Origin of the sequence: Streptomyces sp. WAC05374, assembly GCF_004353505.1 — a bacterium.
Taxonomy (GTDB): domain Bacteria; phylum Actinomycetota; class Actinomycetes; order Streptomycetales; family Streptomycetaceae; genus Streptomyces.
Genome location: NZ_SMNQ01000003.1, coordinates 24,093 through 47,102 on the forward strand (window position 1 = coordinate 24,093; position 23,010 = coordinate 47,102).

Consider the following 23,010-nt stretch of genomic DNA (forward strand, 5'->3'; position numbering starts at 1 on the left):
GATACGACCGGACAGTGTATGCAGACCGTTCGGTACAGCCGCCCCGGTCGTCCTCACCGGCCCTGGTACTTGGCCGACGCGCTCCGGGCCGAGCCGAGCTTGCCGTAGAGCCGTGTGCCTGGGCAGTCGGTCAAGAAGCCGTCCCGGTGGCCGGAGATGACGTTCAGTTTGACCTTCGCGCCCTTCTTGTACCGGTTTCCTCCACCCGAGGTGAGGGTGGTCTTCGCCCGTGGGTCCTTTCCGTACAGGCCGAGCTTCCACGCCGTCAGCCGCGCGACGGCGGTCACCGCCGCGGCGGGCGGGGAGGACTGACTGTACGTGCCGAGGACGGCGATGCCCATGCTGTTGGTGTTGAAGCCCCGGGTGTGCGCCCCCAGCACCGCCTTGGCCACGCCTCCCGCCCGGCCTTCGTAGATGTTTCCGCACTTGTCGACGGCGAAGTTGTAGCCGAAGTCGCGCCAGCCGCTGCTCTTGACGTGGTAGCGGTAGATACTGCGCAGAACGGATGGGGCCTGCTTGCAGTTGTAGTTGTTGCCGGTGGCGCTGTGGTGGAGGAAGGCCGCCTGGACGGACTTCGTGTAGACGAAATTGCGTTCCCGCAGCCTCTCGTCGGCGCCCCAGCCCTTGCGGGTGATGATGCGCGGGCGGGGACCGATGTGCGGCTTGGCGGCCATGGCCTCGTCGCCGAACTGGTCGGCGTACGCCGCCTCCGTCTCGGCCTTGGACAGTTCGGGGATCTCGGTGGCGCCGAGCGGCACGAGTTCGGCGTTGACGGCGGAGGCGGCCGACTCCTCGGGCGTGAGGACCGGCGCGGGGGCGGGCACCTGGCCGGTGGTGGTCCCGGTGTCGTTGCCCTCGGGGATCTCGGGGCCCTGGGCGGTGTCCTCGCTGGCGGGCTCGGCGGGGGCGGCCTCGCTGCTGGGCTCGTCGCCGGGGTCGACGAGCTCGATGCGCATACCGCGCGGCAGGGCCGCCGGGGTGCCGCCCGAGCGCGGGGCCTCGGCCCGTACGCGCACCTCCACCCCGTCGGAGGCGCCGACCCAGAGCGGGGCGGTGGAGCCGCGGACGGTGCCCGAGTCGCGTTCGGGGGTGCCGGGGTCGGCGGCGTGGTCGTGGTTGTGGGTCTCGACGGACTGCCAGCCGGACCACGTGTGGCCCCCGGTGGCGCGGGTACGGACCTGGACCGATCCGTGCAGTTCGGCGTCCGGGTCGTCCCAGACCACGCCGACCAGCGAGAACGGCCGGACGTCCCGTCGGGTCAGCCCCTGCCGCGCGGCACCGGTGGCCCGCTCGGAGGGGAGGGCCGCCAGCGGCAGCGACTGGGTGGAGCCGGGGACCGCCGCCTCACCGGCGGGGGCGGCGGAGGTACCGGAGACGGCGGGGGCCGCGGGGGCGGCGCTCGCGGGGAGCGCGAGCGGCAGGGGAAGGACGAGGGCCGCGGCGCACGCGACGCCGATCGAGGATGCAAGGTAGGCACGCATGAGGCGATCCTGGACAAGCCGGACGCCCCACGCCCGCCGGGAATCTGACGCCCCATCGGTCCGACCGGTGGACGCCGTCACCGGTACGGCGGACCGCGCCCGCCCGGCGCGCGTACCCTGGCGCGCGTGAATGCCAGCGACCGCACCCCCGCCGACCTGCTCGTATCCGCGCTCAAGGCGGACCCGTCACGTCCCTTGGTCACCTACTACGACGACGCAACCGGTGAACGCGTCGAATTGTCGGTGGCCACCTTCGCCAATTGGGTGGCCAAGACGGCCAACCTCCTCCAGGACGCCCTGTCCGCCGAGCCCGGTGAGCGGGTCGCCCTGCTGCTGCCGGCGCACTGGCAGACCGCCGTCTGGCTGGTCGCCTGCTCCTCGGTGGGCGTCGTCGCCGACGTCGGCGGCGACCCCGCCGGCGCGGACCACGTGGTCGCCGGGCCGGACCGGCTCGAGGAGGGCCTCGCCTGCACGGGCAGCCGCTTCGCGCTGTCCCTGGCACCGCTGGGGCGCCGCTTCCCCACGCCGCCGCCCGGGTACGACGACTACGCCGTGGAGGTGCCCTCGATGGGCGACCACTTCGTGCCGTACGCCCCCGTGGACCCGGCCGCCCCGGCGCTGGCCGTGGGCGGGACGGAACTGAGCGGCACCGGGATCGTGGAGCGCGCGGCGGCCGACGCGCGGAAGCTGGGGCTCGCGGGCGGGGCGCGGCTGCTGTCGGGGCTGGCGTACGACTCGTGGGAGGGGCTGTCGGCGGGCCTGTACGCGCCGCTGGCGTCGGGCGCGTCCGTCGTCCTGTGCCGGAACCTGGACCGGCTGTCCCCGGAGGGGCTCGCGAAGCGGGTCGAGAGCGAGCGGATCACCGGCACCGCGGTGTGACCGGCGGCGGAAGTCCACCCGTCCGGCGCACGGCGTGCCGAGTCCCTCGGGGTTCAGGGCCGTCCGCGATGGATGATCGGCACACACCCGTGTGCAGGCCCCTCGTGCGAAGGACGGACGGACGACGTGACGGACAGCGCTGGTACGCCCCCGGAACCGGACCCCCCGGCAGGGGTGTCCGGTCCGGGCACCCCAGCCGGTGACGGCCCGTCGAAGCGTGGGGCGTCCGGCAAGGGCCGCCCGTCCGGGAGTGGCGGCAGGAGCGGCAAGGGCGGCAGGAAGCGCCGGAAGCGTCCGGCGCGCCCCGCCGGGCCCGTGCTCCCGCCGGTGGCCGCGCCCGCGGGGCCGGCCGGGCCCGCCGGACGGCGCCCCGCCCGCTTCCGGCCGCGCGGCCTGCGGGTCCTCGCCTTCGTGGGCGCGCTCGTCGTGCTCGTGGCGGCCGGGGTCGGGTGGTGGCTGTACAAGAAGCTGGACGAGAACATCACCACCGACCTCTCGGCCGCCGCCGAGCTGGAGCGGTACGAGCGGGAGCGGCCCAGCTCCCTGGTGCGCGGCGCGCGGAACATCCTGCTGATCGGCTCCGACACGCGCGCCGGGAGCGGGAACGCCCAGTACGGCCGGGACAAGGGCACCCAGCGCTCCGACACGACGATCCTGCTGCACCTGGCTGCCCACGGGCGCGGTGTGACGGCGGTGTCCGTGCCGCGTGACCTCATGGTGTGGATCCCGAGCTGCCGCACGCGGGGCGGCAGCCGGACCACGCCGCAGTTCGCCCAGTTCAACTGGGCCTTCGAGCGCGGCGGCACGGCCTGCACGGTGCGGACGCTGGAGAAGCTGACCGGCATCCGCGTGGACCACCACGTGGTGATCGACTTCCGGGGCTTCAAGAAGATGGTGGACGCGGTCGGCGGCGTACGGGTGTGCGTGCGCAAGCCCGTCAACGACCCCGACGCACGGGTCAACCTGAAGGCGGGCGCCCGGACGCTCGACGGCGAGCAGGCCCTGGGTTACGTACGGGCCCGCAAGTCCCTCGGCAACGGCAGCGACACCGAACGCATGGACCGCCAGCAGCAGTTCCTCGGCGCGCTCGTCAACAAGGTGCAGAGCAACGGGGTGCTGCTCAACCCGGCGCGTCTCTACCCGGTGCTGGACGCGGCGACCAGGTCCGTGACGACCGACCCGGGCCTGGACTCCCTGAAGGACTTGTACGACTTGTCCCGGGCGATGCGCAGCGTACCCACGGAAAAGGTGCAGTTCCTGACCATTCCGCGCCGCCCCTACCGGGACAACCCGAACCGTGACGAACTCGTACAGCCGCGCGCGAACAGCCTGTTCAAGCGCCTGCGTGACGACGAACCGGTCGTCGTCGTTCCCGGTGACGGGCAGAACGAGACCGGCAGCGGCGAATCGAGCAGGCGCAAGAGGCGGACGAGCCCTTCCTCGACACCGACGTTCACGGGCACGAACGCCGCCGTCGGCACATGCTCGTGATGGCTGTGAGTAAAGCGATGCCCAAAGAGGAAGCGGAACTCCATGCGGATTGGGCGGATTGCCCGCTTGTAAGGTGCGTGGAATTTGTCACGGACGTCGCCCCACGCTGAACTGGGCGGATAGTGTGACGCGATCCGGTGCTCCCGGCCGTCAGGTCGCGCACTCGAGATCGTGGAACCGAGCGCCTGACGGGGGAGGCGCCTCGCGTGGCACCGACGGAGGACTCAGGCAACCGTGGACGCGCACAGCCGTGGACGGGCGGACGACATCGACCCCGCCGACCAGTGGGTACTCAACCCGCAGACCGGTAATTACGAACTGCGACTGGATCATTCCACTGAGCAGTCGGCGCCCCCGGCGCAGTCCACCCGCCCCGCCTCCCGCCGCGCCGCGAACACCTCCAGAACGGCCCCGCCGGCGGCCTCGGGCGGCAGCAGAACGGCCGGCGTCCCCGGCCAGCGCAGGCGCCGCGCCCCCGGCACTCCGGAGGGTCCCGGCCGCGGCGGCGCCACGCCCCCGGGGGCGGCGGGCCGCCGCAAGCGCAAGCCGCAGAAGTCCCGCAAGAAGAAGGCCCTGATGTGGACGAGCGGGGTGACGGCCGGCCTGGTCGTCGCCCTCGCCATCACCGGGTACGCCTATTACGAGCACCTCAACTCCAACATCAGCACCGTGGACATCGCGGGTGCGGGCAGCGGCGGCTTCAAGAAGGACCAGGCCATCAACATCCTGGTCATCGGCACGGACAAGCGGACCGGCGACGGCAACGAGGGCTACGGCGACAAGAACAGCGCCGGCCACGCCGACACCACGATCCTCTTCCACGTCTCCAAGGACCGGACGAACGCCACCGCGATGTCCATCCCGCGGGACCTGATGACCGACATCCCGGACTGCGAGACGAGGACGGCCGACGGCACGAAGGTGATCCCGGGCGAGCAGAACGTCCGGTTCAACACCAGCCTGGGCCAGGCCGAACGCGACCCCGGCTGCACCATGCGCACGGTCAAGGAGATCACCGGGCTGACCGTCGACCACTTCATGATGGCCGACTTCAACGCGGTGAAGACGCTGACGACGGCGATCGGCGGCGTCGAGGTGTGCGTGAACAAGGACGTCGACGACAAGCAGTCGAAGCTGAAGCTCACCAAGGGCAAGCACGTCATCCAGGGCGAGAACGCCCTCGCGTTCGTCCGCACCCGGCACGCCTTCGGCAACGAGAGCGACCTGGACCGGATCAAGACGCAGCAGCAGTTCCTGAGCTCGATGATCCGCAAGATGAAGTCGAGCGAGACGCTCACCAGTCCGTCCAAGCTCCTGGACCTCGCGGAGGCCGCCACCGAGGCGCTCACCGTCGACACCGGGATAGGGAGCATCAAGAAGCTCCAGGACCTCGGCTCGGAGCTCGCCAAGGTCAACCCCAAGAACATCACCTTCACCACCCTTCCCGTCGTCGACAACCCGGCCGAGACGGTGAAGGCCACGGTCGTGGTCGACGAGGCGAAGGCGCAGCCGCTGTTCTCGATGATGCAGAACGACGTCTCCCTCACCGAGGTGAAGAAGAAGGAGAAGGACGCCAAGGACGCCCAGGCCGCGCTGCTGAAGGGTGCGCGGGCCGAGGCGTCCGAGGTCCGCGTCGACGTGTACAACGGCAGCGGCAAGACGGGTGCGGCGCAGGGGACCCTGGTCTGGCTCCAGAACGACGCGGGCGTCCTGAAGTCCTCGAACAAGAGCAACGCCCCGCGGGAGATCCCGAAGACGACGCTGGAATTCGCGCCGAACCAGGCCGACCAGGCCCGCAAGCTCGCGGACCTGATGGGCCTGCCCGCCACGGCGCTGAAGCAGGGGACGGCGGACGCCGGGGAGACGGAGCCGATGAAGCTCACGCTCGGCGGGGACTTCAAGGGCGCGGGGGTGCCCATCACCGGTCCGGCGAAGACGCCGGAGGGTGTGCAGAAGGTAGTGGCAGACAAGCAGGTGTGCGCGGAATGACGCATGCCTGAATGACAGGGGGACCTGGGGTGGGACAGAGCAGCGTGCGTGGGGAGGGGACGCGGGAAGGCGTTCCGCACGCCCGTGAACTGGGCTGGGACGAGGGTCTGTACGACGACTCGGCGTCCGGCGACACGGACGATCCGGCGAAACCGGAGCGGGAGACCGGGCCGGGGCGGGCGAGACCGGCTGAGGCGGCGGCCGCCGCCGAGGGCGGCGGGGGTCACCGCCGTGGCGGCGGCGCCGGCGGCCGCCGCCGTGCCGGGAAGGGCGCCGGGCCCGGCCGGAAGGGCAAGCGGCGGGTGCTGCGGTGGAGCGCCTCGGTGCTGTCGCTGCTGATACTGGGCACGGCCGGCGCCGGTTACCTCTACTACGAGCACCTCAACGGCAAGATCAAGAAGGACGACCTGACGCTCGGCAAGAACAAGATGCCCGAGCACCGGGCGAACGCGGCGGGTCAGACACCGCTGAACATCCTGCTGATCGGTTCGGACGCGCGGAACTCCAAGGAGAACCAGGACCTCGGCGGCGGCCGGGACACCTTCGACGGTCCCCCGCTCGCCGACGTGCAGATGCTGTTGCACCTCTCGGCCGACCGCAGCAACGTCTCCGTGGTGAGCATGCCGCGCGACACCATGCTGAAGATCCCCGAGTGCCAGGACCCGGACACCGGCAAGGTGTACCGGGAAAGCCTGTTCGCCCAGACCAACGAGTCGCTGAACCGCGGTGGTCCGGGCTGCACGGTGGCGACCTGGGTCGAGCTGACCGGCATCCCCATCGACCACTTCATGATGATCGACTTCGCCGGTGTGGTGTCCATGGCCGACGCCATCGGCGGCGTACCCGTCTGCGTCGACAAGAACATCGAGTCCCGCACCAGCGACGGCAAGGGATCGGGCCTGAAGCTGCCCGCGGGCACGCACCCCATCAAGGGCGAGCAGGCACTCCAGTGGCTGCGCACCCGGTACGGCTGGGTGGGCGGCACCGACCTGGAGCGGGCCAAGGCGCAGCACATGTACATGAACTCGATGGTGCGCGAGCTGCGCAAGAACGCGAAGCTCACCGACCCCAACAAGCTGCGCAAGCTCGCCGAGGCGGCCATCGAGGCGCTCACCGTCGACAAGGACCTCGACACCATCGGCAAGCTGTACGACGTGGCCGACCAGCTCAGGAGCGTCCCGACCGGGCGCATCACCATGACGACGCTGCCCAACTTCTACTCGACGCGCCGGGCCGGCAAGGTCGAGCTGAAGGCGGACGAGGCCGAGGAGCTGTTCCGGATGATCCGCGAGGACATCCCGCTCGACGGCAGGCCGTCCAAGCGCGCCACGCCCACGGCCACCAAGGACGAGGCGGCACCGCCCGCCGAGACGGAGGTGACCGTCCGAAACGGCACCTACACCGACCAGTTGGGGTCGGCGCGGGGGCGGGCGACCACGGTCGCCGGGCTGCTGGCCGCCAAGGGCTACACCCTGGCCGAGGCCGACACGCTCACCCCGCGCCAGGCCAAGACGGTGGTCCAGTTCCCGAGCGCGGACCTGGAGGGCGACGCGCAGGCCGTCGCCAAGGCCCTGGGCATCCCGGCCGGTTCGGTGAAGAAGTCCGACCAGGTCCAGGGCATCACCCTGATCGTGGGCGCCGACTGGCGCGAGGGCGACACCTACCCGAAGGCGAAGGCCACGGGGAAGGCGCCCGGGTCCAACACCAGCAGGGCCGACCAGACCGGCTGCATGACGGTGGACCCCAACTTCACCTGGTGACCAGGCGCTACGCCGCCGTCCGGACGACCGCCGGGCGGCGGCTGGCGATGACCTTGCGGGCCAGCGAGCGCGGGCTCGTGAGGAATCCGTACCCCCACGACATGTGCATCGTCGCCAGCGCCACCGGGATCTGGAGCCGTGCCTTCAGCGGCAGGCCCTTGCCGGCCGGGACGGACCCGGCGACGATCGCCGCGAGGTAGCCGCCCGGGATCACGAAGCCGAACGGGGTGAGCGTCGCGCCCACCACGACACCCGCGGCGATGGCGCACACGGCGGTCGGCGGCGCCAGGTAGCGCAGGTTGATGGAGCCCTGGTGGTAGCGGGCGACGACGTGGCGCCACCGGCCGTAGTCCTTGTACTGCTTCGCCAGCGCCCGCACGCTCGGGCGCGGGCGGTACTGGACCCGCAGCTCGGGCGAGAACCAGATCAGGCCGCCCGCCTCGCGGATGCGGAAGTTCAGCTCCCAGTCCTGGGCGCGGATGAACTCCTCGTTGTAGCCGCCCTGCTGCTCCAGCGCCTCGCGCCGGAACACGCCCAGGTAGACGGTCTCGGCCGGGCCGGCCTCGCCACCGGTGTGGAAGGCCGCGTTGCCGACGCCGATCCTCGACGTCATCGCGGCGGCGACGGCGTGCTCCCAGTCGTTCTCGCCCTCGGCGTGCATGATGCCGCCGACGTTCTGCGCGCCGGTCTCCTCGAGCAGGCGGACCGCGGTCGCGATGTAGTTGGGCGAGAGCATGCCGTGCCCGTCCACCCGCACCACGATCGGGTGACGTGACGCCTTGATCGCGGCGTTGAGGGCCGCGGGAGTGCGCCCGGTGGGGTTCGGCACCGTGTGGACGCGCGGGTCCTCCCGCACGAGCTCGGCGGCGATCTCGTCCGTACGGTCCGTGGACGGGCCGAGGGCGATCACCACCTCCATCTCGCCGTCGTACTCCTGCTCGAGGATGTGACGGACCGAGGCGCGCAGATGCCGCTCCTCATTGAGGACCGGCATGATCACGGAAACCGGGGGGGACGTCATGGCGTTCATCGCCTGTCACGTTACCGCGAACGGGGGACGCTGGTGCGCGCCGCCCGGGTGGTGCGGGCGGTCACTGATCGTATGGGCCTACTGTGCTCACTATTCCCCCAGCCGCCCGCGGAGGTGTCCTTCGTGCCCACGCCGCCCCGCCGCCCCGCCGCTCCCCGGCCCCCCGCCCCGGGGCGGCCGAGACGGGCCCCGGCGCCGGCACCGGCGGTGCGGCGGCCCCGGCCCCGGTGGCGGACGCGGCTGGCGACGGCCGTGTCGGTGCTGGTCCTGGCGGCGGGCGGGATCGGCCACGCGATCGTCACCAGCTTCGACACCCAGATCAGCCGGGTCGACCCGTTCAAGGACATGAAGAACCGCCCCGCCCCGGGCCACGGCACCAACATCCTGGTCGTCGGCACCGACGGCCGCGACAGGATCACCCCGCGTGAGAAGGAGAAGTACCGCCTCGGCGGCGCCCCCTGCCGCTGCACCGACACGATCATGCTGGTGCACATCTCCGCCGACCGTAAGCGGGCGAGCATGGTGTCGCTGCCGCGCGACTCGTACGCCGAGATCCCCCCGCACACCGACGCCACCACCGGCAAGCGGCACCAGCGGCACCCGCTGAAGCTGAACGCCGCGTACGCCGAGGGCGGGCCGAACCTCACCGTGCGGACCGTCGAGCACATGACCGGGGTCAAGATCGACCACTACCTGGAGCTGGACTTCACCAGCTTCATGCGGACCGTCGACGCCATCGGCGGGGTGGAGGTCTGCACCGCCAAGCCGATGAAGGACGCGTACACCGGGCTCGACCTGCCGGCCGGCACCCACAAGCTGGACGGCGGGGCCGCCCTGCAGTACGTGCGCTCCCGCCATGTCGACGGGGCGTCCGACCTGGGCCGCATGCAGCGGCAGCAGCGGTTCGTGGCGGCCCTGATCGACCAGGCGACCAGCAACGGCACCCTGCTCAACCCGGTGAGGTTCCAGCAGGTGTCCACCGCGATGCTCAGCTCGGTGCGGGCGGACGAGGGCTTCGGCGCGCAGCAGATGCTGGCCCTCGCCAAGGCGATGCGCGGCTTCACGGCGGCGTCGTCCGAGTTCACCTCCGTACCGGTCGCCAGCACCAGCTTCCCGGTGAAGGGCATCGGCTCGACGGTGAAGTGGGACCCGGTGAAGGCCGGGCGGCTGTTCGCCGCGGTACGCGCGGACAAGCCGCTGGCCCCGTACGCGGCCCGCGGCACGGTCCGCAAGAAGCTGGTGGAGGTCTCGCCGCAGCAGATCCGCGTGCAGGTCTACAACGGCACCCTGGTGCACGGCCTGGGCGCCCGGATCGACACGGCGCTGCGGGCGACCGGTTTCAGGACGAGCGCGACGGCCCTGAACTGGCCGCGGCGTGACGTACGCCGCACGATCGTCTGGTTCGACCCCCGCTGGGACCGCTCCGCCCGCTCCCTGGCCACGGCGCTGCCGGGCTGCGAGCTGCGGCCGGTGTGGGGTCAGGGCGCGACGTTCAAGGTCACGGCCGGTGCCAACTTCGCGGGCGTCCTGCCGGTGCGGGCGGAGAACGCCTTCCAGGGCGAGTTCGGCGTGGTCACCGGCGACCAGGTGATCTGCGCCTGACCCCACGGGGGCGCGGTGGGCGCGGTCAGTCCTCCATGCCCTCCGCGGCCCGCTTCTCGCGCAGCTCCTTGATGGCGCGGCGGCGGGCGAGGCGGTGGGTGCGGCGGATCTGCGCCTCCTGGTAGCGGCGCTTGTCGCGCTCGGTCTCCGGGATCACCGGCGGTACGGGCCGGGGCTTGCCGTCCGCGTCGACGGCGGCGAAGACCAGGTAGGCCGAGCCGACCTGGGTGGCGGGCGTGGACTCGTTCCACCGCTCGGCCAGGACCCGGACGCCCACCTCCATGGAGGACCGGCCGGTCCAGTTGACCTGGGCCTTCACATGGACCAGGTCGCCCACGCGGACCGGCTCCAGGAACACCATCTCGTCCATCGACGCCGTCACGGCCGGTCCGCCGGAGTGGCGGCCCGCGACGGCACCCGCCGCGTCGTCCACCAACTTCATGATCACGCCGCCGTGCACGGTGCCGAGGAGGTTGGTGTCACTGCCGGTCATGATGTGGCTGAGGGTGGTGCGGGACGCCGCGGTGGGCTTTCCTCGCAGCTCGGAGGCCTGATCTGTCATGCCCTCCACCCTATGCCCGAGTCCGTCCCGCCCCTCATTGCATCAGGTTCGCTACAGCCGCGGTCCGATTCGCCACCCACCCTGTCGGCCCGCGGGGAGCGGCCTGCACACTGGTGCGCATGAACGACTGGCCCGAAGGATGGACCGACGACCGCAACGCGCGTTACGGCCGTGGCAGCGCCGATGCCCAGCCCGAGGGCGCCCGCAGGATGCGCCAGGTGCGGCGCCCCGCCGCGCCGCCGCAGCACCCGCCGGCCCCGCCGGTCCCCCAGCAGCAGTCGCGGGGGTACGACGACGCCTACGACAGCGGCTACAACACCGGGCAGGTCTACGGCAGCCCGCAGGGCGGCGGCCGTGGCGGCGGCCCCCGCGTCCCCGACCGCGGCGCGGTCCGGGCCCCCGGTCCGGCGCCCGACTGGCGCCGCCGCATCAAGATCGGGTCGATCGTTGTCCTGGTCGCCGTGCTCGGCACGACGATCGGCACGTACTTCTGGGCCGACGGCAAGATGCGCCGCGAGGTCGACCTCGCCAAGGTCATCGACCGCCCCAAGGAGGGCGACTGCACGACGTACCTGATCGTCGGCTCCGACAGCCGTGAGGGCATGACGGCCGAGGAGAAGAAGAAGCTGCACACGGGCTCCGCCGAGGGCAAGCGCACCGACTCGATGATGATCCTGGCGGCCTGCGGCAGCGGGAACACCATGATCTCGCTGCCCCGCGACTCGGACGTGGAGATCCCCTCCTTCGTGGGCTCCGAGTCCGGCAAGACCTTCCCGGCCCAGGGCCGCCGGGTGAAGCTGAACGCCGCGTACGCCGAGGACGGCCCCGAGCTGCTGGTGCGCACGGTGGAGCACAACACCGGGCTGCGCATCGACCACTACGCCGAGATCGGCTTCGCCGGCTTCGCGAACATCGTCGACGCCCTCGGCGGTGTCGAGATGAACATCGAGAAGGGCTTCAAGGACAAGAAGTCCGGTGCCGACTTCCAGGCCGGCAAGCAGACCCTCAACGGCGAGCAGGCCCTGGCCTTCGTCCGCACCCGGTACGCCTTCGCCGAGTCGGACCTGGCGCGGACGAAGAACCAGCAGAAGTTCCTGTCGGCACTGGCGAGCCAGGCGGCGACGCCGGGCACGATCCTCAACCCGTTCAAGCTCTACCCGACGATGGGCGCGGGCCTGGACACCCTGATCGTCGACAAGGACATGTCGCTGTTCGACCTGGGCGAGATGTTCTTCGCGATGAAGGGGATCAGCGGCGGCGACGGCACGTCGATGAACATGCCGATCAACGGCACCCGCGGCGGCAACCTGGTCTGGGACAAGGCGAAGGTGCAGCAACTGGTGCAGCAGATCCAGAACGACGAGAAGGTGACCGTCACGGGCAACTGACGGTGCCGCGTCCGGGGGCCGGAGGTCAGCTCCCGGACGCGTACGTCACGAAGGCGGCCCAGGCGTCGGGCGTGAAGCCGAGCCGGGGGCCGGGCACGTTCTTGGAGTCGCGGACGTGGACGGTGTCGGGCGCGGCGGCGACCTCGACGCATTCCGGGCCGTCGTTGGTGCTGTAGCTGCTCTTGACCCAGGCCGGCTCCACGTCAGCTCCGTGACGCGTACGTCACGAAGGCCGCCCAGGCGTCCGGTGCGAAGCCGAGCTGCGGGCCGGGCACGTTCTTGGAGTCGCGGACGTGGACGGTGTCGGGCGCGGCGGCGACCTCGACGCAGTCGGGGCCGTCCGCTGTGCTGTAGCTGCTCTTGACCCAGGTCAACTCGGCGTTCATGTCTCTCCCAGCAGTTTCTCGATGAAGGTCCGCGATGACCGAGGCGTCAGCGCCTGCGCCCTGATCATGCCGTACCGCATTTCCAGGATCTGGACCACCTTGGGGTCACTGACCAAGCGGCTGGTGAGCGGCGCCTCGATGTGCCCCACAGCCGTCCCATCGCTCAGCTTGAGCACCCGGTGTGAGCCGTTCAGTCCCGCATGCTCCTCCGTCTCCGTCGGCATGACCTGGATCTCGACGTGCCTCAACACGCTTAGTTCCAGCAGGTGTTCGAGCTGGCGGCGCAGCACCATTGTGCCCCCGGTCGGCCGCCTCAGCGTCGCCTCTTCTTGGACAAAGGTCAGGAGAGGTGCGGGTTGCCGCTCGAAGACTGCTTGCCGGGCCATCCGCGCTGCTAAGAAGTGCTCAACCTGGTCCTCGGAGAAGGCGGGGCGCCGCTCCCCGTACAGCGCGCGGGCGTACTCCTCGGTCTGGAGCAGCCCGTGCACCACGCCCGCGGCATAGGCCCCCATCTCGACCGCGTCGGCCTCCAGCTTGGCCAGGTCCCGGACCTTCTTCGGGTACCTGGCCTCCGCCACGTCCTTCTTCATCGCGGCGAGCTTGCCACCCGCGCCCAGGGCCTCGTCCGCCCTGTCCAGGAACTCCGGCTTGGGGATGCGCTTGCCGGCCTCCACCTTGTAGACCTGGTTCTCGCCGTACCCGATGGCCGCGCCCAGGTCCGCCGCGCGCATGCTCGCGGCCTCGCGCCACAGCCTGACCTGGCGTCCGACCGCCGCGATCACCGCTCCGGAGTCGTCCTCCAGGTCGACGTCCTGTTCCGGTTCGTCCGTCATACGACACCCGCCTCCGCCCGTGTCCGTGCGCGACGGCGTACCCGATGGACAGGGCCGTGCACCGGCTGGACAGTCACTGTCCGTACACGCGTCGCTCTGGTCAGCGTAAGCACGGGACGGCAACGCTGAGTCACGTGAACCTGGAAATCACCCGAACCGAACCTTCCGCTCCCGTGCGGCAGTTCACCGTGCTGCTCTCCCCCACCCGCCGTGGCGCCCGCCTCGCCCGCCTGCTGACGACCGCCCAACTGGCCGACTGGGGGCTGCCGTCGGCGTCGGCCGCCCAGATCGTCGCCGAGCTGGCCGCCAACGCCGCCTCCCACGGGCGCGTTCCGGGCCGGGACTTCCGCCTCGATCTCGTCGTCGAGGGCGCGGGCGAGCGGCTACGGATGGCGGTCACGGACACGCGTGGCGACCGGCTGCCGCCCAGTGCCGCCATCCCACCCGCCCTCGACTCCGAGTGCGGGCGCGGCCTGCTGATCGTCGAGGCGCTCGCCGACCGGTGGGGCGTCACGGCCGGGCCCGTGCCCCGCAAGACCGTCTGGGCCGAGCTCGACCTCGTACCGTGACCGGTCGCACCGGGTCGCGGGTTTCCGCGACCCGGTGGTCCGCGACGTGGTGGCCCACGATGCAAAAGATCAAAGAACGTCTGTGAGGAACGGGAAAACCACCCCACCCACCCCACCGCCTTCGGTCACTCTCCCGGGTGACCTTGCCCAATTGGGCTGGATTTAGGTCGGGTTGGCGGGCATATGCTCGCGGCGACAACCACAGACAGACGTCGGCCCCCGGCCGGGACTGGCATCCCGATCGAGGGCCTGACCATCAAGGAAGTACGGAGCTTCCCGATGGATACCCAGCAGGTTAGCGCGCCCTCGCGCGCCCCGTCCCGGCTTCGCGGCCGCGTCACCGGTTCCGGTGTCCGCCACGTGAGGGCACGCCACACCGACCGCTTCACGGTCGTCGGCAACCACCTCGCCCAGCACGCCGAGCTGTCACTGACCGCGATCGGGCTCGCCGTGCACATCCAGTCGCTGCCCGACGGGGCGAAGGTCGGCATCAAGGTGCTGACCGACCGGTTCCCGGAGAGCGAGGGCCGCATCGCCGCCGCGCTGCGGGAGCTGGAGGAGCACCGCTACCTGGAGCGCACGCTGGTCCGCCTCCCGGGCGGCGAGCTGGTCACCCGCACGGTGGCGTACGACCACCCGGGCGCCGCCCCGGCGACACTTCCGCCCGCGCCCCCGCCGCCGGAACCAGAACCAGAACCAGAACCAGAACCCGCACCCGCACCCGCACCCGCACCCGTACCGCAGCGGGCGCCCGCGCCGCCCCGCCCGCCGCTGCCCCAGCCGCAGGCCCCCGACCTGGAGCGCCACCGCCTGGCCGCCGGCATCCTCGCCGGGCTGCGCCGCGACGATGCCCGACTGCTGCTGGGCGAGCAGGACATCCGCCGCCTGGCGCCCGCCGTGGCCGCCTGGCTGGAGCGCGACGCGCATCCCGACGCCGTACGCCACGCCCTGACGGCCGACCTGCCCGACCGGCTGAGACAGCCCGCCGGGCTCCTCGCGCACCGGCTCACCGCACTCCTGCCACCACCCCTGCCGACAGCCCCGCCGAAGTCCACGAGAGACCCGTTCCAGACCTGCGACTCCTGCGAGCGCGCCTTCCGGGCACCGGAGCCGGGCCGCTGCCGGGACTGCCGATCCGATCTCCCGGAGGCCGCCTAGGCCTGTCCGCCGGGTCGTGTGCCCGGGGCGGCAGTCGCATCGTTCCGGCCGGTGTGGGGCGGGGTGATCTGTCGGATCAGGAGTGGGCTCGGCGTGAGCCACACGTGCCGGACGACGTGCGACATGGCGGTCGTCGCAAGGGCGATCGCGGGGCTGTCCATGGCATTCTCGCCGGCAGCGGGACCGGTGTTCCGTGGCGTGCTCCGCCGGCGCGGTGGCCGTGGCCGCTCTTCGCCCGTGGCGTCGCTCTTGCACCACCGGACGGCCCCCAGGGGTGTCCGGCGGGGGACGCCCGCTAGGCGAACACCGCCTTGACCAGCGTCTGCTTCACCTTCTCGAACCTCCCGGTCATGGTGGGCAGGTCCATTTCGGCGTCCCCGGCGGTCAGCGAGCCGGTCAGGGTCTTGGTGCCGTCGGGCGTGCTGTACATCAGCGCACCCCAGCCCCAGAACCCTCCGTTGTGGTGGAGGACCGTGCCGCCTCCCTCCAGTTCCTCCACGAACACCCCGAGGCCGTAACCCATCGTGGGGTCCGGGACGCGCATCTCGGCCAGCAGCTCGGACGGGATGAGCCTGCCGCCGTTCAGTGCGGAGAAGAACGTGTGGAGGTCCCGGGTGGTCGAGATCATGTCGCCGGCGGCGGACGCCCAGGAAGGGTTGAAGCGGGTGGTGTCGACCACCTTCCACTGGCCGGCGTCGTCGTAGCCGAAGTAGCCGTGGGCGTGCGGCTCGGGGATGTCCTCCCGGGTCTCCGGCAGCACGGTGCCGGTCAGCCCGAGCGGGCCCAGGATCAGCCGGTGCGTCTCCTCGGGCAGCGGGCGGCCGGTGACCTTCTCGATCAGCAGCCTGGCCAGGACGTAGTTGGTGTTGGAGTAGCTCCAGGCCGTCCCCGGCTCGAACCGCGCCGGCTTCGCCAGCGCTCCCCGCACCAACTCCTCCGGCCGGTACGTCACGAACCGGTGGTCCGCCCACTCCTTGCCGAAGCCGGCGACCACACCGGGCTCGACCGTCCCGTCGGCGGCGAACTCGCCGGTGAAGTTGAACAGCCCGCTGGTGTGCTGCAGCATCATCCGTACCGTGATCCGCCGGTCGAGCCCGAGCTCGGGCAGGTGGTCGGCCACCAGGTCCTCAAGGCCGAGCCTGCCCTCGTCCACGAGCAGCAGGACGACGGTCGCGACGAAGGTCTTGGTGACACTGCCGACCCGGAAGTGCCCGTCGGTCGGCGGCTTCGCGGTCATGCCCAGCTCGCTCACGCCGGCGCTTCCGATCCACTCGCCGAGCTCGTCGTTCACGCGCAACTGCACCCCGGCGAAACCGGCGTCGACGATCTCCTGCATGGCCCGTCGCAGCTCGGGGCGGTCCTGCGCGGCGGCGGTGTTCTGCTCACTCATGGTGCTTCCTCATCTCGTGTCAGCGGGTGCGAGATGAGGCTGGACCCTGACCCAAGGTCAAGGTCAAGGCGACCGAGGGGCGTTACTCTCGCCCCATGACAGAGGGGCTCACGATCGGTCAGGCGGCGGCGTTCGTCGGGATCACTGTCAAGACGGTGCGGCACTACCACCGGCTCGGCCTGGTCGCCGAACCGGAACGGGACCATTCCGGCTACCGGCGCTACGGGTCGGCCGACCTGCTGCGGCTCGTCCAGGTCAGGGCCCTCGCCGGGGCGGGCGTGCCGCTGGCCGAGATCGGCGAGCTGCTCGACGCTGCCCCCGAGCGGTTCGCCACCGCTCTGGACGACGTCCGCCGCCGGCTCACCGAACAGATCGAGGAGCTGACCGCCCGCCGCGACACCCTGCACCGGCTCGCCCACGGCGACCGCGCCCTGCTGCCCGACCGGGCCTGCGCGGTCCTGGAGCGGCTCGCCGAGCTCGACTTCAACCCCGACTACGTCACCACCCAGCGGGAGGCCCTGGTGCTGTCGCGGGCGCTGGCTCCCGAGCTCTTCGACCTCTTCCTGGCCAACCTCGAACACCGACTCGGCGACCCCGAGTTCATCGAGCTGACCAAGCGCGGCTGGGAGGCGAGGTCCTGGCATCCCGACGACCCGCGCATCGAGGAGCTGGCCTCCGCGGTGGCAGCCAACCTGCTGGCCGACCGCGCGCTGCTGACCATGCCGACCGCGCAACGGCACCGGCCCGACGCGGTCTCTCGGTACGGAGTGGTCAACCACCACCGGGAGGACGAGGCGCCGTCCATCGCCCGGTTGAACACGCTGGTCGAGGGGCACCTGCGCGCGGCGGGCATCGAGGTCCCGCGTCAGTGACGGCCTGCCCCTGTGGGGGCCGCCCCCGGGGACGCCGACGCCTGTCCGCTCCGGCCGTCAGGCCGCGAAGGGGTTCGCGTGGCCGGGGAGCTGCTGGCCGGGGCGGAGGAAGCGCCGGCGTCCCGTCTCGTCCTGGACGGGGGTGAAGCCCGCCTCCTGGAGGCGCTGGGCGAGGCGCTGCCGGCGGACCTCGCTGATCTTGACGCCTCCCACGAGGAGCCCGGCCAGGGCGGCACCGCCCGCGAGGGCGGCGACGTACATCTGGCAGATCAGCAGCGTCACCACCAGGCCCGCCACGCAGAACCAGGCGAAGCCCATCTTCCGCGCCCCGGCCATCTGCGTCATGACGTCGAACCCGATGCGGGCCTTCGTCAGGGCGACCGCCTCCGCCGCCTCGGCGGTCGGCTTCAGGGTCCCGGGCTGAAGGCCGGGCACCGTACCGCCCATGCCCGCCTGCGGGTGCGCGGCGATGGTCGCCGCCTCACGGGCGCGGGCCTCGGGCGCGGGGTCGCGGTACAGGTAGACGGCGAGGGTCCGGCTGTCGTGGCCCTCGCGCCGGGCCTCGGCGTACTCGAAGCCGTAGTGCTCGACGACGTGGGCGAGGGTGGCGGCCCGCCCGGCGTGGGAGAACTCGTTGGTGACGACCACGACGTCCTGGGTCGCTATCTGCTTGAGCAGTGCGGAGATCTGTCGATCCACACTCATGGGGACTCCCACCTGGTGCTGTGCTGGTTGTGCGGCAGCGCAGCCTAACCGCAACGGCCCCCGGCGGATCGCCGGGGGCCGTCCTGTGCGGTCGCGGGAGGGGCGCGGTGGTGTTACGGCAGGTTGCGGGCCATGACGATCCGCTGGACCTGGTTGGTGCCCTCGTAGATCTGGGTGATCTTGGCGTCGCGCATCATGCGCTCGACCGGGTAGTCACGGGTGTAGCCGTAGCCGCCGAGGAGCTGGACGGCGTCCGTCGTGGCCTCCATGGCGATGTCGGAGGCGAAGCACTTCGCCGCCGCGCCCAGGTAGGTCAGGTCGGCGTCGCCGCGCTCGGAGGCGGCGGCGGCCTGGTAGGTGAGCGCGCGGGCGGCGGAGATCTTCATCGCCATGTCCGCGAGCATGAACTGCACGCCCTGGAAGTCGGCGATCGGCTTGCCGAACTGCTTGCGCTCCTGCACGTACCCCTTGGCGTAGTCCAGGGCGCCCTGGGCGATGCCGAGGGCCTGGGCCGCGATGGTGATGCGGGTGTGGTCCAGGGTCTTCATCGCGGTGGCGAACCCGGTGCCCTCCTCGCCGATCATGCGGTCGGCGGGGATGCGGACGTTGTCGAGGTAGACCTCGCGGGTCGGGGAGCCCTTGATGCCGAGCTTCTTCTCCGGCGCGCCGAAGGAGACGCCCTCGTCGCCCTTCTCCACCACGAAGGCGCTGATGCCCTTGGAGCGCTTGGTCGGGTCGGTGACCGCCATGACCGTGTAGAACTCGGAGACGCCCGCGTTGGTGATCCAGCGCTTGACGCCGTTGAGGACGTAGTGGTCTCCGTCACGGACGGCCTTGGTCTTCATGCCGGCCGCGTCCGAGCCCGCGTCGGGCTCGGAGAGGCAGTACGAGAACATCGCGTCGCCCTTGGCGAGCGGGGTCATGTACTTCTTCTTCAGCTCCTCGGAGCCGGAGAGGATCACGGGCAGCGAGCCGAGCTTGTTCACGGCCGGGATCAGGGAGGAGCTGGCGCAGACGCGGGCGACCTCCTCGATCACGATGACGGTCGCGAGGGCGTCGGCGCCCGCGCCCCCGTAGTTCTCGGGGACGTGCACCGCGTGCAGGTCGGAGGAGACGAGCGCGTCCAGCGCCTCCTGCGGGAAGCGGGCCTCCTCGTCCACCGCGGCGGCGAACGGGGCGATCTTGGCCTCGGCGAGCGAGCGGACGGTGTCCCGGAGCATGTCGTGCTCCTCGGACGGGCGGTACAGATCGAAGTCAGGCGTTCCCGCCACTTTCTCTCACTCCCCTGGGCTGCTGCTAACTACCGTTAAGTAACCCGAATTTTAGTGGGCCGTGCGGAGCCAGGCATACGTGAGTTTGACGACAGCCCCGGTCCCGCAGGAACGGTGCCCGCCGCCGGGCCCGACTATGCTCGGGCCCGCACTTCCTCCCGTACGTCAATGGAGCACCGTATGGCCCTCAAGATCACCGTGATCGGCACCGGATACCTGGGTGCCACCCATGCGGCGGCCATGGCGGAGCTGGGCTTCGAGGTGCTCGGGCTCGACGTCGTCCCCGAGAAGATCGAGATGCTCTCGGCCGGACGCGTGCCGATGTACGAACCGGGCCTGGAGGACCTGCTGCGCAAGCACGTCGCCGGGATCGAGGGCTCCACCGGGCGGCTGCGCTTCACCACCTCCTGGGAGGAGGTCGGCGAATTCGGCGACGTCCACTTCGTGTGCGTGAACACGCCACAGAAGCACGGCGAGTACGCGTGCGACATGCGGTACGTCGACGCCGCCTTCGGCTCGCTCGCCCCCCACCTGAAGCGGCCCACGCTGGTCGTCGGCAAGTCGACCGTGCCGGTCGGCAGCGCCGAGCGGCTCGCCCGGCTGCTCGCCGACCGGGCGCCGGTGGGCGCGGACGCCGAGCTGGCATGGAACCCGGAGTTCCTGCGTGAGGGCTTCGCCGTGCAGGACACCCTGCACCCCGACCGGATCGTGGTCGGCGTGGAGACCGCGGCGGCGGAGAAGCTGCTGCGTGAGGTGTACGCCACTCCCATGGAGGAGGGGTCGCCCTTCGTGGTGACCGACTTCCCCACCGCGGAACTGGTGAAGACCGCCGCGAACTCCTTCCTCGCGACCAAGATCTCCTTCATCAACGCCATGGCGGAGGTCTGCGAGGCCGCGGGCGGCGACGTGGTCAGGCTCGCCGAGGCCATCGGGTACGACGACCGGATCGGCGCGAAGTTCCTGCGGGCGGGGATCGGGTTCGGCGGCGGCTGCCTGCCCAAGGACATCCGGGCGTTCATGGCGCGCGCCGGTGAGCTGGGCGCGGACCAGGCCCTGACCTTCCTGCGGGAGATCGACTCCATCAACATGCGCCGCCGCGGACAGATGGTGGGCATGGCCCGGGAGGCCCTGGGCGACGGCACGTTCCTCGGCAAGCGGGTGGCCGTGCTGGGCGCGGCGTTCAAGCCCGACTCCGACGACGTGCGCGACTCCCCCGCGCTGAACGTCGCCGGTCAGATCCACCTCCAGGGCGGCCAGGTCACCGTCTACGACCCGAAGGGCATGGACAACGCCCGGCGGCTCTTCCCGACGCTGGCGTACGCGGACAGCGCGCTGGACGCGGTGCGGGGCGCGGACGTGGTGCTGCACCTCACGGAGTGGCGCGAGTTCCGCGAGCTGGACCCGGCGGAGCTGGGCGAGGTCGCGGCGAACCGGCTCATCCTGGACGGCCGCAACGCGCTGGACCCGGAGCGCTGGCGCGAGGCGGGCTGGACGTACCGCGCGATGGGCCGCCCCCGCGCCTGATGCGTGCATGACGCCGGTGTCCCGGGGCACCCGGCCGCCATGGGTTTCGCGACGCTCACTCTGACCGCGATCGACTGTCCCGAGCCGCGCCGGCTCGCCGAGTTCTACGCGGCCGTCCTCGGCGGCGAGGTGAAGGGCGGCCCCGGCGACGGTCCCGGCGACGGGGACTGGATCAATCTGTACCTCCCCGACGGGCAGCGGCTCGCCTTCCAGCGGGCGCCGGACCTGCGGCCGCCCGAGTGGCCACGGGCCGACCGGAACGCCCAGCAGCTCCACCTCGACCTGACCGTCGAGGACCTCGACGCCGCGCAGGAGCGGGTGCTGGCACTGGGCGCCCGGCCACTCGACGTGGACGACGACGGGGGCAAGCGGGACTTCCGCGTGTACGCCGATCCGGCGGGGCACCCGTTCTGCCTGTGCCGGGCGTAGCGCGGCAGTTCTAACCCGGCTGCGCGGCCTGGGCCGCCTCACGCACGACGCGCGCCGCGTTGCCCCATGTCAGGGCCGCGATATGGGCCTCGGACCAGTCGCGGTGCAGCAGCTCGGCGATCAGGTTCGGGTAACAGGACGCGTCCTCCAGGCCGATGGTGTGCGGGGCGTCGGTGGCCATGCCGTACGAACCCGACAGCCCGACGCACTCCGGCCCGGCGACCTCGCGGACGTGCTCCACGTGGTCGGCCACGTCCCACAGGGTGGCCGGCTGGTCGCCGTGGCGGCCGACCTGGTCGGGGGCGAAGCTCACCATGCAGACGCCCGCGTTGGTGTGCAGCCGGCGGAGTACGTCGTCGGTGACGTTGTCCGCGTGCGGGGTCAGGGCGTGCGCCGCCGAGTGGGAGAGGATCACCGGCGCCTTGGAGACGTCGAGGACCCGGTCCATGGTGGCCTCGGAGGCGCCCGAGAGGTCCACGAGGACCCCGAGGCGGTTCATCTCCCGCACCGCCTCCTCCCCGAACGGGGTCAGCCCGGCGGGGTCGGCGGTCCAGCGCGTACCGGCGACGCTCAGGCTGCGGACGCCGAGCGCGTGATAGGCCCGCAGCGTGCCCAGCGAGTCGCCCAGGGCGGTACCGGAGACGGGGCCGAGGAGGGAGGCGATCCGGCCGCAGTCGCGGGCCCGCACCATGTCGGCGGCGGTCAGGGCGAGCCGCAGCGCCTCGGGGCAGGACTCGATGAGGGTCCGTACCGCGTCGATGCGGTCCAGCGTGTCCTGGACGGCGGCGGGGCCGGGCGCCACGCACAGCGACCAGAACTGCGCGCCGACGCCGCCGGCGCGGATGCGCGGGAAGTCGGTGTCGAGGAGGGCCGAGCCGTGCTGGAGGTCGTGCCAGTGCGTGCGGTCGAGCTCCTGGGCGAGGGTGTTGTGGCCGTCGACGACGAGCTGCGCGGCGAGCAGTACGCGGGCCCGCTCGACGTCGACCTCTGCCGGGGTGGGCGCCTCGGCGGCGCCGTCGGGCGTGTCGTCGAACTCACCTATCGCGGAGGGTGCTGCGTACGGGTGGTCCTGCAGGTCTGCCATGGGGAGCTCCGCTCCGGGACGGGCGACGAGCCACTGTTCGTTACGGCCACGGTGGCACGGGCCCCGGTGGCGGTCGCGGCGACGTACTGCGTCCGGGTGACTGCGGGGTGCTGTGCGGTGCGGTGTGCCGTGCGGCGCGGTGTGGGTGACCGGGCGGTCGGTTGCGGCCGGTGGGTCCGGGTCGGGGCCCCTCCGGGCTCGCCTCCTCGCCGTTGGCGGGGTGCCGAGCCGGTCTCGTGACCGTATCTCGCCGCCAATCGTCCCCCTACGCCCGGAGGGCGTGGGGGGACCCCCAGCGGGGGCGACCCTGCACGGCCCCTCCTCGCCGTCCCCACACACCCACCGGCCCGCGGTCGGCGTACGGCCGGGGGCTCGCCGTCTTTCACACCCACCGGCCCGCAGTCGGCGTCCCACCCGGGGTGGGGCCGTGCAGGGTCGCCCCCGCAGAGGTTGGCGGCGACGGAAGGGCTCCCTTTACGTGAGACCCAAGGCCGCCGGCCTCGAGGAGGCGAGCCCGGAGGGGCCACGCCCCACCACCACCCGGCGTTGGCCGGGGGCAGCCGCCCGTGGGGCGTGGACCGACCGGGAGGCCGCACCACCCACCGGC

At 71.7% G+C, this 23,010-nt stretch carries 21 protein-coding genes; 11 read left to right on the top strand and 10 right to left on the bottom strand.

Features of this window, described 5'->3' with window-relative positions; translation table 11 throughout:
- Nucleotides 1-53: 53 nt before the first annotated feature.
- A complete protein-coding gene (locus E2B92_RS07745) occupies nucleotides 54-1,481 on the bottom strand; it encodes a peptidoglycan recognition protein family protein (RefSeq protein ID WP_126887967.1) in 1,428 nt (475 codons plus the stop codon).
- A 126-nt stretch (nucleotides 1,482-1,607) separates the two neighbouring features.
- Between E2B92_RS07745 and E2B92_RS07750 the strand changes: the two genes are divergently transcribed.
- The 4 genes from E2B92_RS07750 (at nucleotide 1,608) to E2B92_RS07765 (ending at nucleotide 7,600) form a co-directional block, all read left to right on the top strand.
- Nucleotides 1,608-2,360 (top strand): TIGR03089 family protein, encoded by a 753-nt coding sequence (locus E2B92_RS07750; protein WP_126887966.1) that lies wholly within the window; start codon nucleotides 1,608-1,610, stop codon nucleotides 2,358-2,360.
- 72 nt (nucleotides 2,361-2,432) lie between these two features.
- Entirely contained in the window at nucleotides 2,433-3,851 is a 1,419-nt protein-coding gene (locus E2B92_RS07755; RefSeq protein WP_126887965.1) for an LCP family protein, read from the top strand.
- Between the two features lie 234 nt (nucleotides 3,852-4,085).
- Nucleotides 4,086-5,840: an LCP family glycopolymer transferase gene (locus E2B92_RS07760; RefSeq protein WP_126887964.1), complete on the top strand. Its 1,755-nt coding sequence runs from the start codon at nucleotides 4,086-4,088 to the stop codon at nucleotides 5,838-5,840.
- 29 nt (nucleotides 5,841-5,869) lie between these two features.
- Complete coding sequence (locus E2B92_RS07765) at nucleotides 5,870-7,600, top strand: LCP family protein (protein ID WP_399432217.1); 1,731 nt, start codon at nucleotides 5,870-5,872, stop codon at nucleotides 7,598-7,600.
- 7 nt (nucleotides 7,601-7,607) lie between these two features.
- On the opposite strand, the gene E2B92_RS07770 is transcribed toward E2B92_RS07765, so the two are convergent.
- Entirely contained in the window at nucleotides 7,608-8,630 is a 1,023-nt protein-coding gene (locus E2B92_RS07770; protein WP_126887962.1) for a glycosyltransferase family 2 protein, read from the bottom strand.
- A 123-nt stretch (nucleotides 8,631-8,753) separates the two neighbouring features.
- Between E2B92_RS07770 and E2B92_RS07775 the strand changes: the two genes are divergently transcribed.
- Entirely contained in the window at nucleotides 8,754-10,232 is a 1,479-nt protein-coding gene (locus tag E2B92_RS07775; RefSeq protein ID WP_443070255.1) for an LCP family protein, read from the top strand.
- 25 nt (nucleotides 10,233-10,257) lie between these two features.
- Here the strand turns inward: E2B92_RS07775 and E2B92_RS07780 are convergent, their stop codons facing one another.
- Nucleotides 10,258-10,794, bottom strand: a complete 537-nt coding sequence (locus E2B92_RS07780; protein WP_126886847.1) for an acyl-CoA thioesterase — start codon at nucleotides 10,792-10,794, stop codon at nucleotides 10,258-10,260.
- 119 nt (nucleotides 10,795-10,913) lie between these two features.
- Here E2B92_RS07780 and E2B92_RS07785 point away from each other — a divergent pair, with 119 nt between their 5' ends.
- Nucleotides 10,914-12,182, top strand: a complete 1,269-nt coding sequence (locus E2B92_RS07785; protein WP_126886846.1) for an LCP family protein — start codon at nucleotides 10,914-10,916, stop codon at nucleotides 12,180-12,182.
- Nucleotides 12,183-12,207: 25 nt separating this feature from the next.
- On the opposite strand, the gene E2B92_RS07790 is transcribed toward E2B92_RS07785, so the two are convergent.
- From E2B92_RS07790 to E2B92_RS07800, 3 genes are read right to left on the bottom strand one after another with little or no spacing between them, the layout of a single operon-like run.
- The gene (locus E2B92_RS07790) at nucleotides 12,208-12,384 is read right to left on the bottom strand and encodes a DUF397 domain-containing protein (RefSeq protein WP_126886845.1); all 177 of its coding nucleotides are present in this window, start codon (nucleotides 12,382-12,384) and stop codon (nucleotides 12,208-12,210) included.
- A gap of 1 nt (nucleotide 12,385) precedes the next feature.
- On the bottom strand, nucleotides 12,386-12,568 hold the full coding sequence (locus E2B92_RS07795) for a DUF397 domain-containing protein (protein ID WP_126886844.1): 183 nt from the start codon (nucleotides 12,566-12,568) through the stop codon (nucleotides 12,386-12,388).
- Nucleotides 12,565-13,401, bottom strand: a complete 837-nt coding sequence (locus E2B92_RS07800) for a helix-turn-helix domain-containing protein (protein ID WP_126886843.1) — start codon at nucleotides 13,399-13,401, stop codon at nucleotides 12,565-12,567. The genes E2B92_RS07795 and E2B92_RS07800 overlap by 4 nt, the downstream gene beginning before the upstream one ends.
- Nucleotides 13,402-13,535: 134 nt before the next feature.
- Here E2B92_RS07800 and E2B92_RS07805 point away from each other — a divergent pair, with 134 nt between their 5' ends.
- On the top strand, nucleotides 13,536-13,970 hold the full coding sequence (locus E2B92_RS07805) for an ATP-binding protein (RefSeq protein ID WP_126886842.1): 435 nt from the start codon (nucleotides 13,536-13,538) through the stop codon (nucleotides 13,968-13,970).
- A gap of 279 nt (nucleotides 13,971-14,249) precedes the next feature.
- Entirely contained in the window at nucleotides 14,250-15,128 is an 879-nt protein-coding gene (locus tag E2B92_RS07810) for a helix-turn-helix domain-containing protein (protein WP_126886841.1), read from the top strand.
- Between the two features lie 295 nt (nucleotides 15,129-15,423).
- Here the strand turns inward: E2B92_RS07810 and E2B92_RS07820 are convergent, their stop codons facing one another.
- Nucleotides 15,424-16,518: a serine hydrolase domain-containing protein gene (locus tag E2B92_RS07820; protein WP_126886840.1), complete on the bottom strand. Its 1,095-nt coding sequence runs from the start codon at nucleotides 16,516-16,518 to the stop codon at nucleotides 15,424-15,426.
- 95 nt (nucleotides 16,519-16,613) lie between these two features.
- Between E2B92_RS07820 and E2B92_RS07825 the strand changes: the two genes are divergently transcribed.
- Nucleotides 16,614-17,390: a MerR family transcriptional regulator gene (locus E2B92_RS07825; protein ID WP_126886839.1), complete on the top strand. Its 777-nt coding sequence runs from the start codon at nucleotides 16,614-16,616 to the stop codon at nucleotides 17,388-17,390.
- Nucleotides 17,391-17,447: 57 nt separating this feature from the next.
- Here the strand turns inward: E2B92_RS07825 and E2B92_RS07830 are convergent, their stop codons facing one another.
- Both E2B92_RS07830 and E2B92_RS07835 read right to left on the bottom strand, forming a co-directional pair.
- Nucleotides 17,448-18,095 (bottom strand): hypothetical protein, encoded by a 648-nt coding sequence (locus E2B92_RS07830; RefSeq protein ID WP_126886838.1) that lies wholly within the window; start codon nucleotides 18,093-18,095, stop codon nucleotides 17,448-17,450.
- Between the two features lie 113 nt (nucleotides 18,096-18,208).
- On the bottom strand, nucleotides 18,209-19,366 hold the full coding sequence (locus E2B92_RS07835; protein ID WP_126886837.1) for an acyl-CoA dehydrogenase: 1,158 nt from the start codon (nucleotides 19,364-19,366) through the stop codon (nucleotides 18,209-18,211).
- A 180-nt stretch (nucleotides 19,367-19,546) separates the two neighbouring features.
- Here E2B92_RS07835 and E2B92_RS07840 point away from each other — a divergent pair, with 180 nt between their 5' ends.
- Together E2B92_RS07840 and E2B92_RS07845 are read left to right on the top strand one after the other, a co-directional pair.
- Complete coding sequence (locus E2B92_RS07840) at nucleotides 19,547-20,890, top strand: UDP-glucose dehydrogenase family protein (protein ID WP_126886836.1); 1,344 nt, start codon at nucleotides 19,547-19,549, stop codon at nucleotides 20,888-20,890.
- Between the two features lie 39 nt (nucleotides 20,891-20,929).
- Nucleotides 20,930-21,319 (top strand): VOC family protein, encoded by a 390-nt coding sequence (locus E2B92_RS07845; RefSeq protein ID WP_126886835.1) that lies wholly within the window; start codon nucleotides 20,930-20,932, stop codon nucleotides 21,317-21,319.
- 10 nt (nucleotides 21,320-21,329) lie between these two features.
- On the opposite strand, the gene E2B92_RS07850 is transcribed toward E2B92_RS07845, so the two are convergent.
- The gene (locus E2B92_RS07850; protein WP_126886834.1) at nucleotides 21,330-22,403 is read right to left on the bottom strand and encodes a dipeptidase; all 1,074 of its coding nucleotides are present in this window, start codon (nucleotides 22,401-22,403) and stop codon (nucleotides 21,330-21,332) included.
- Nucleotides 22,404-23,010 lie beyond the last annotated feature (607 nt).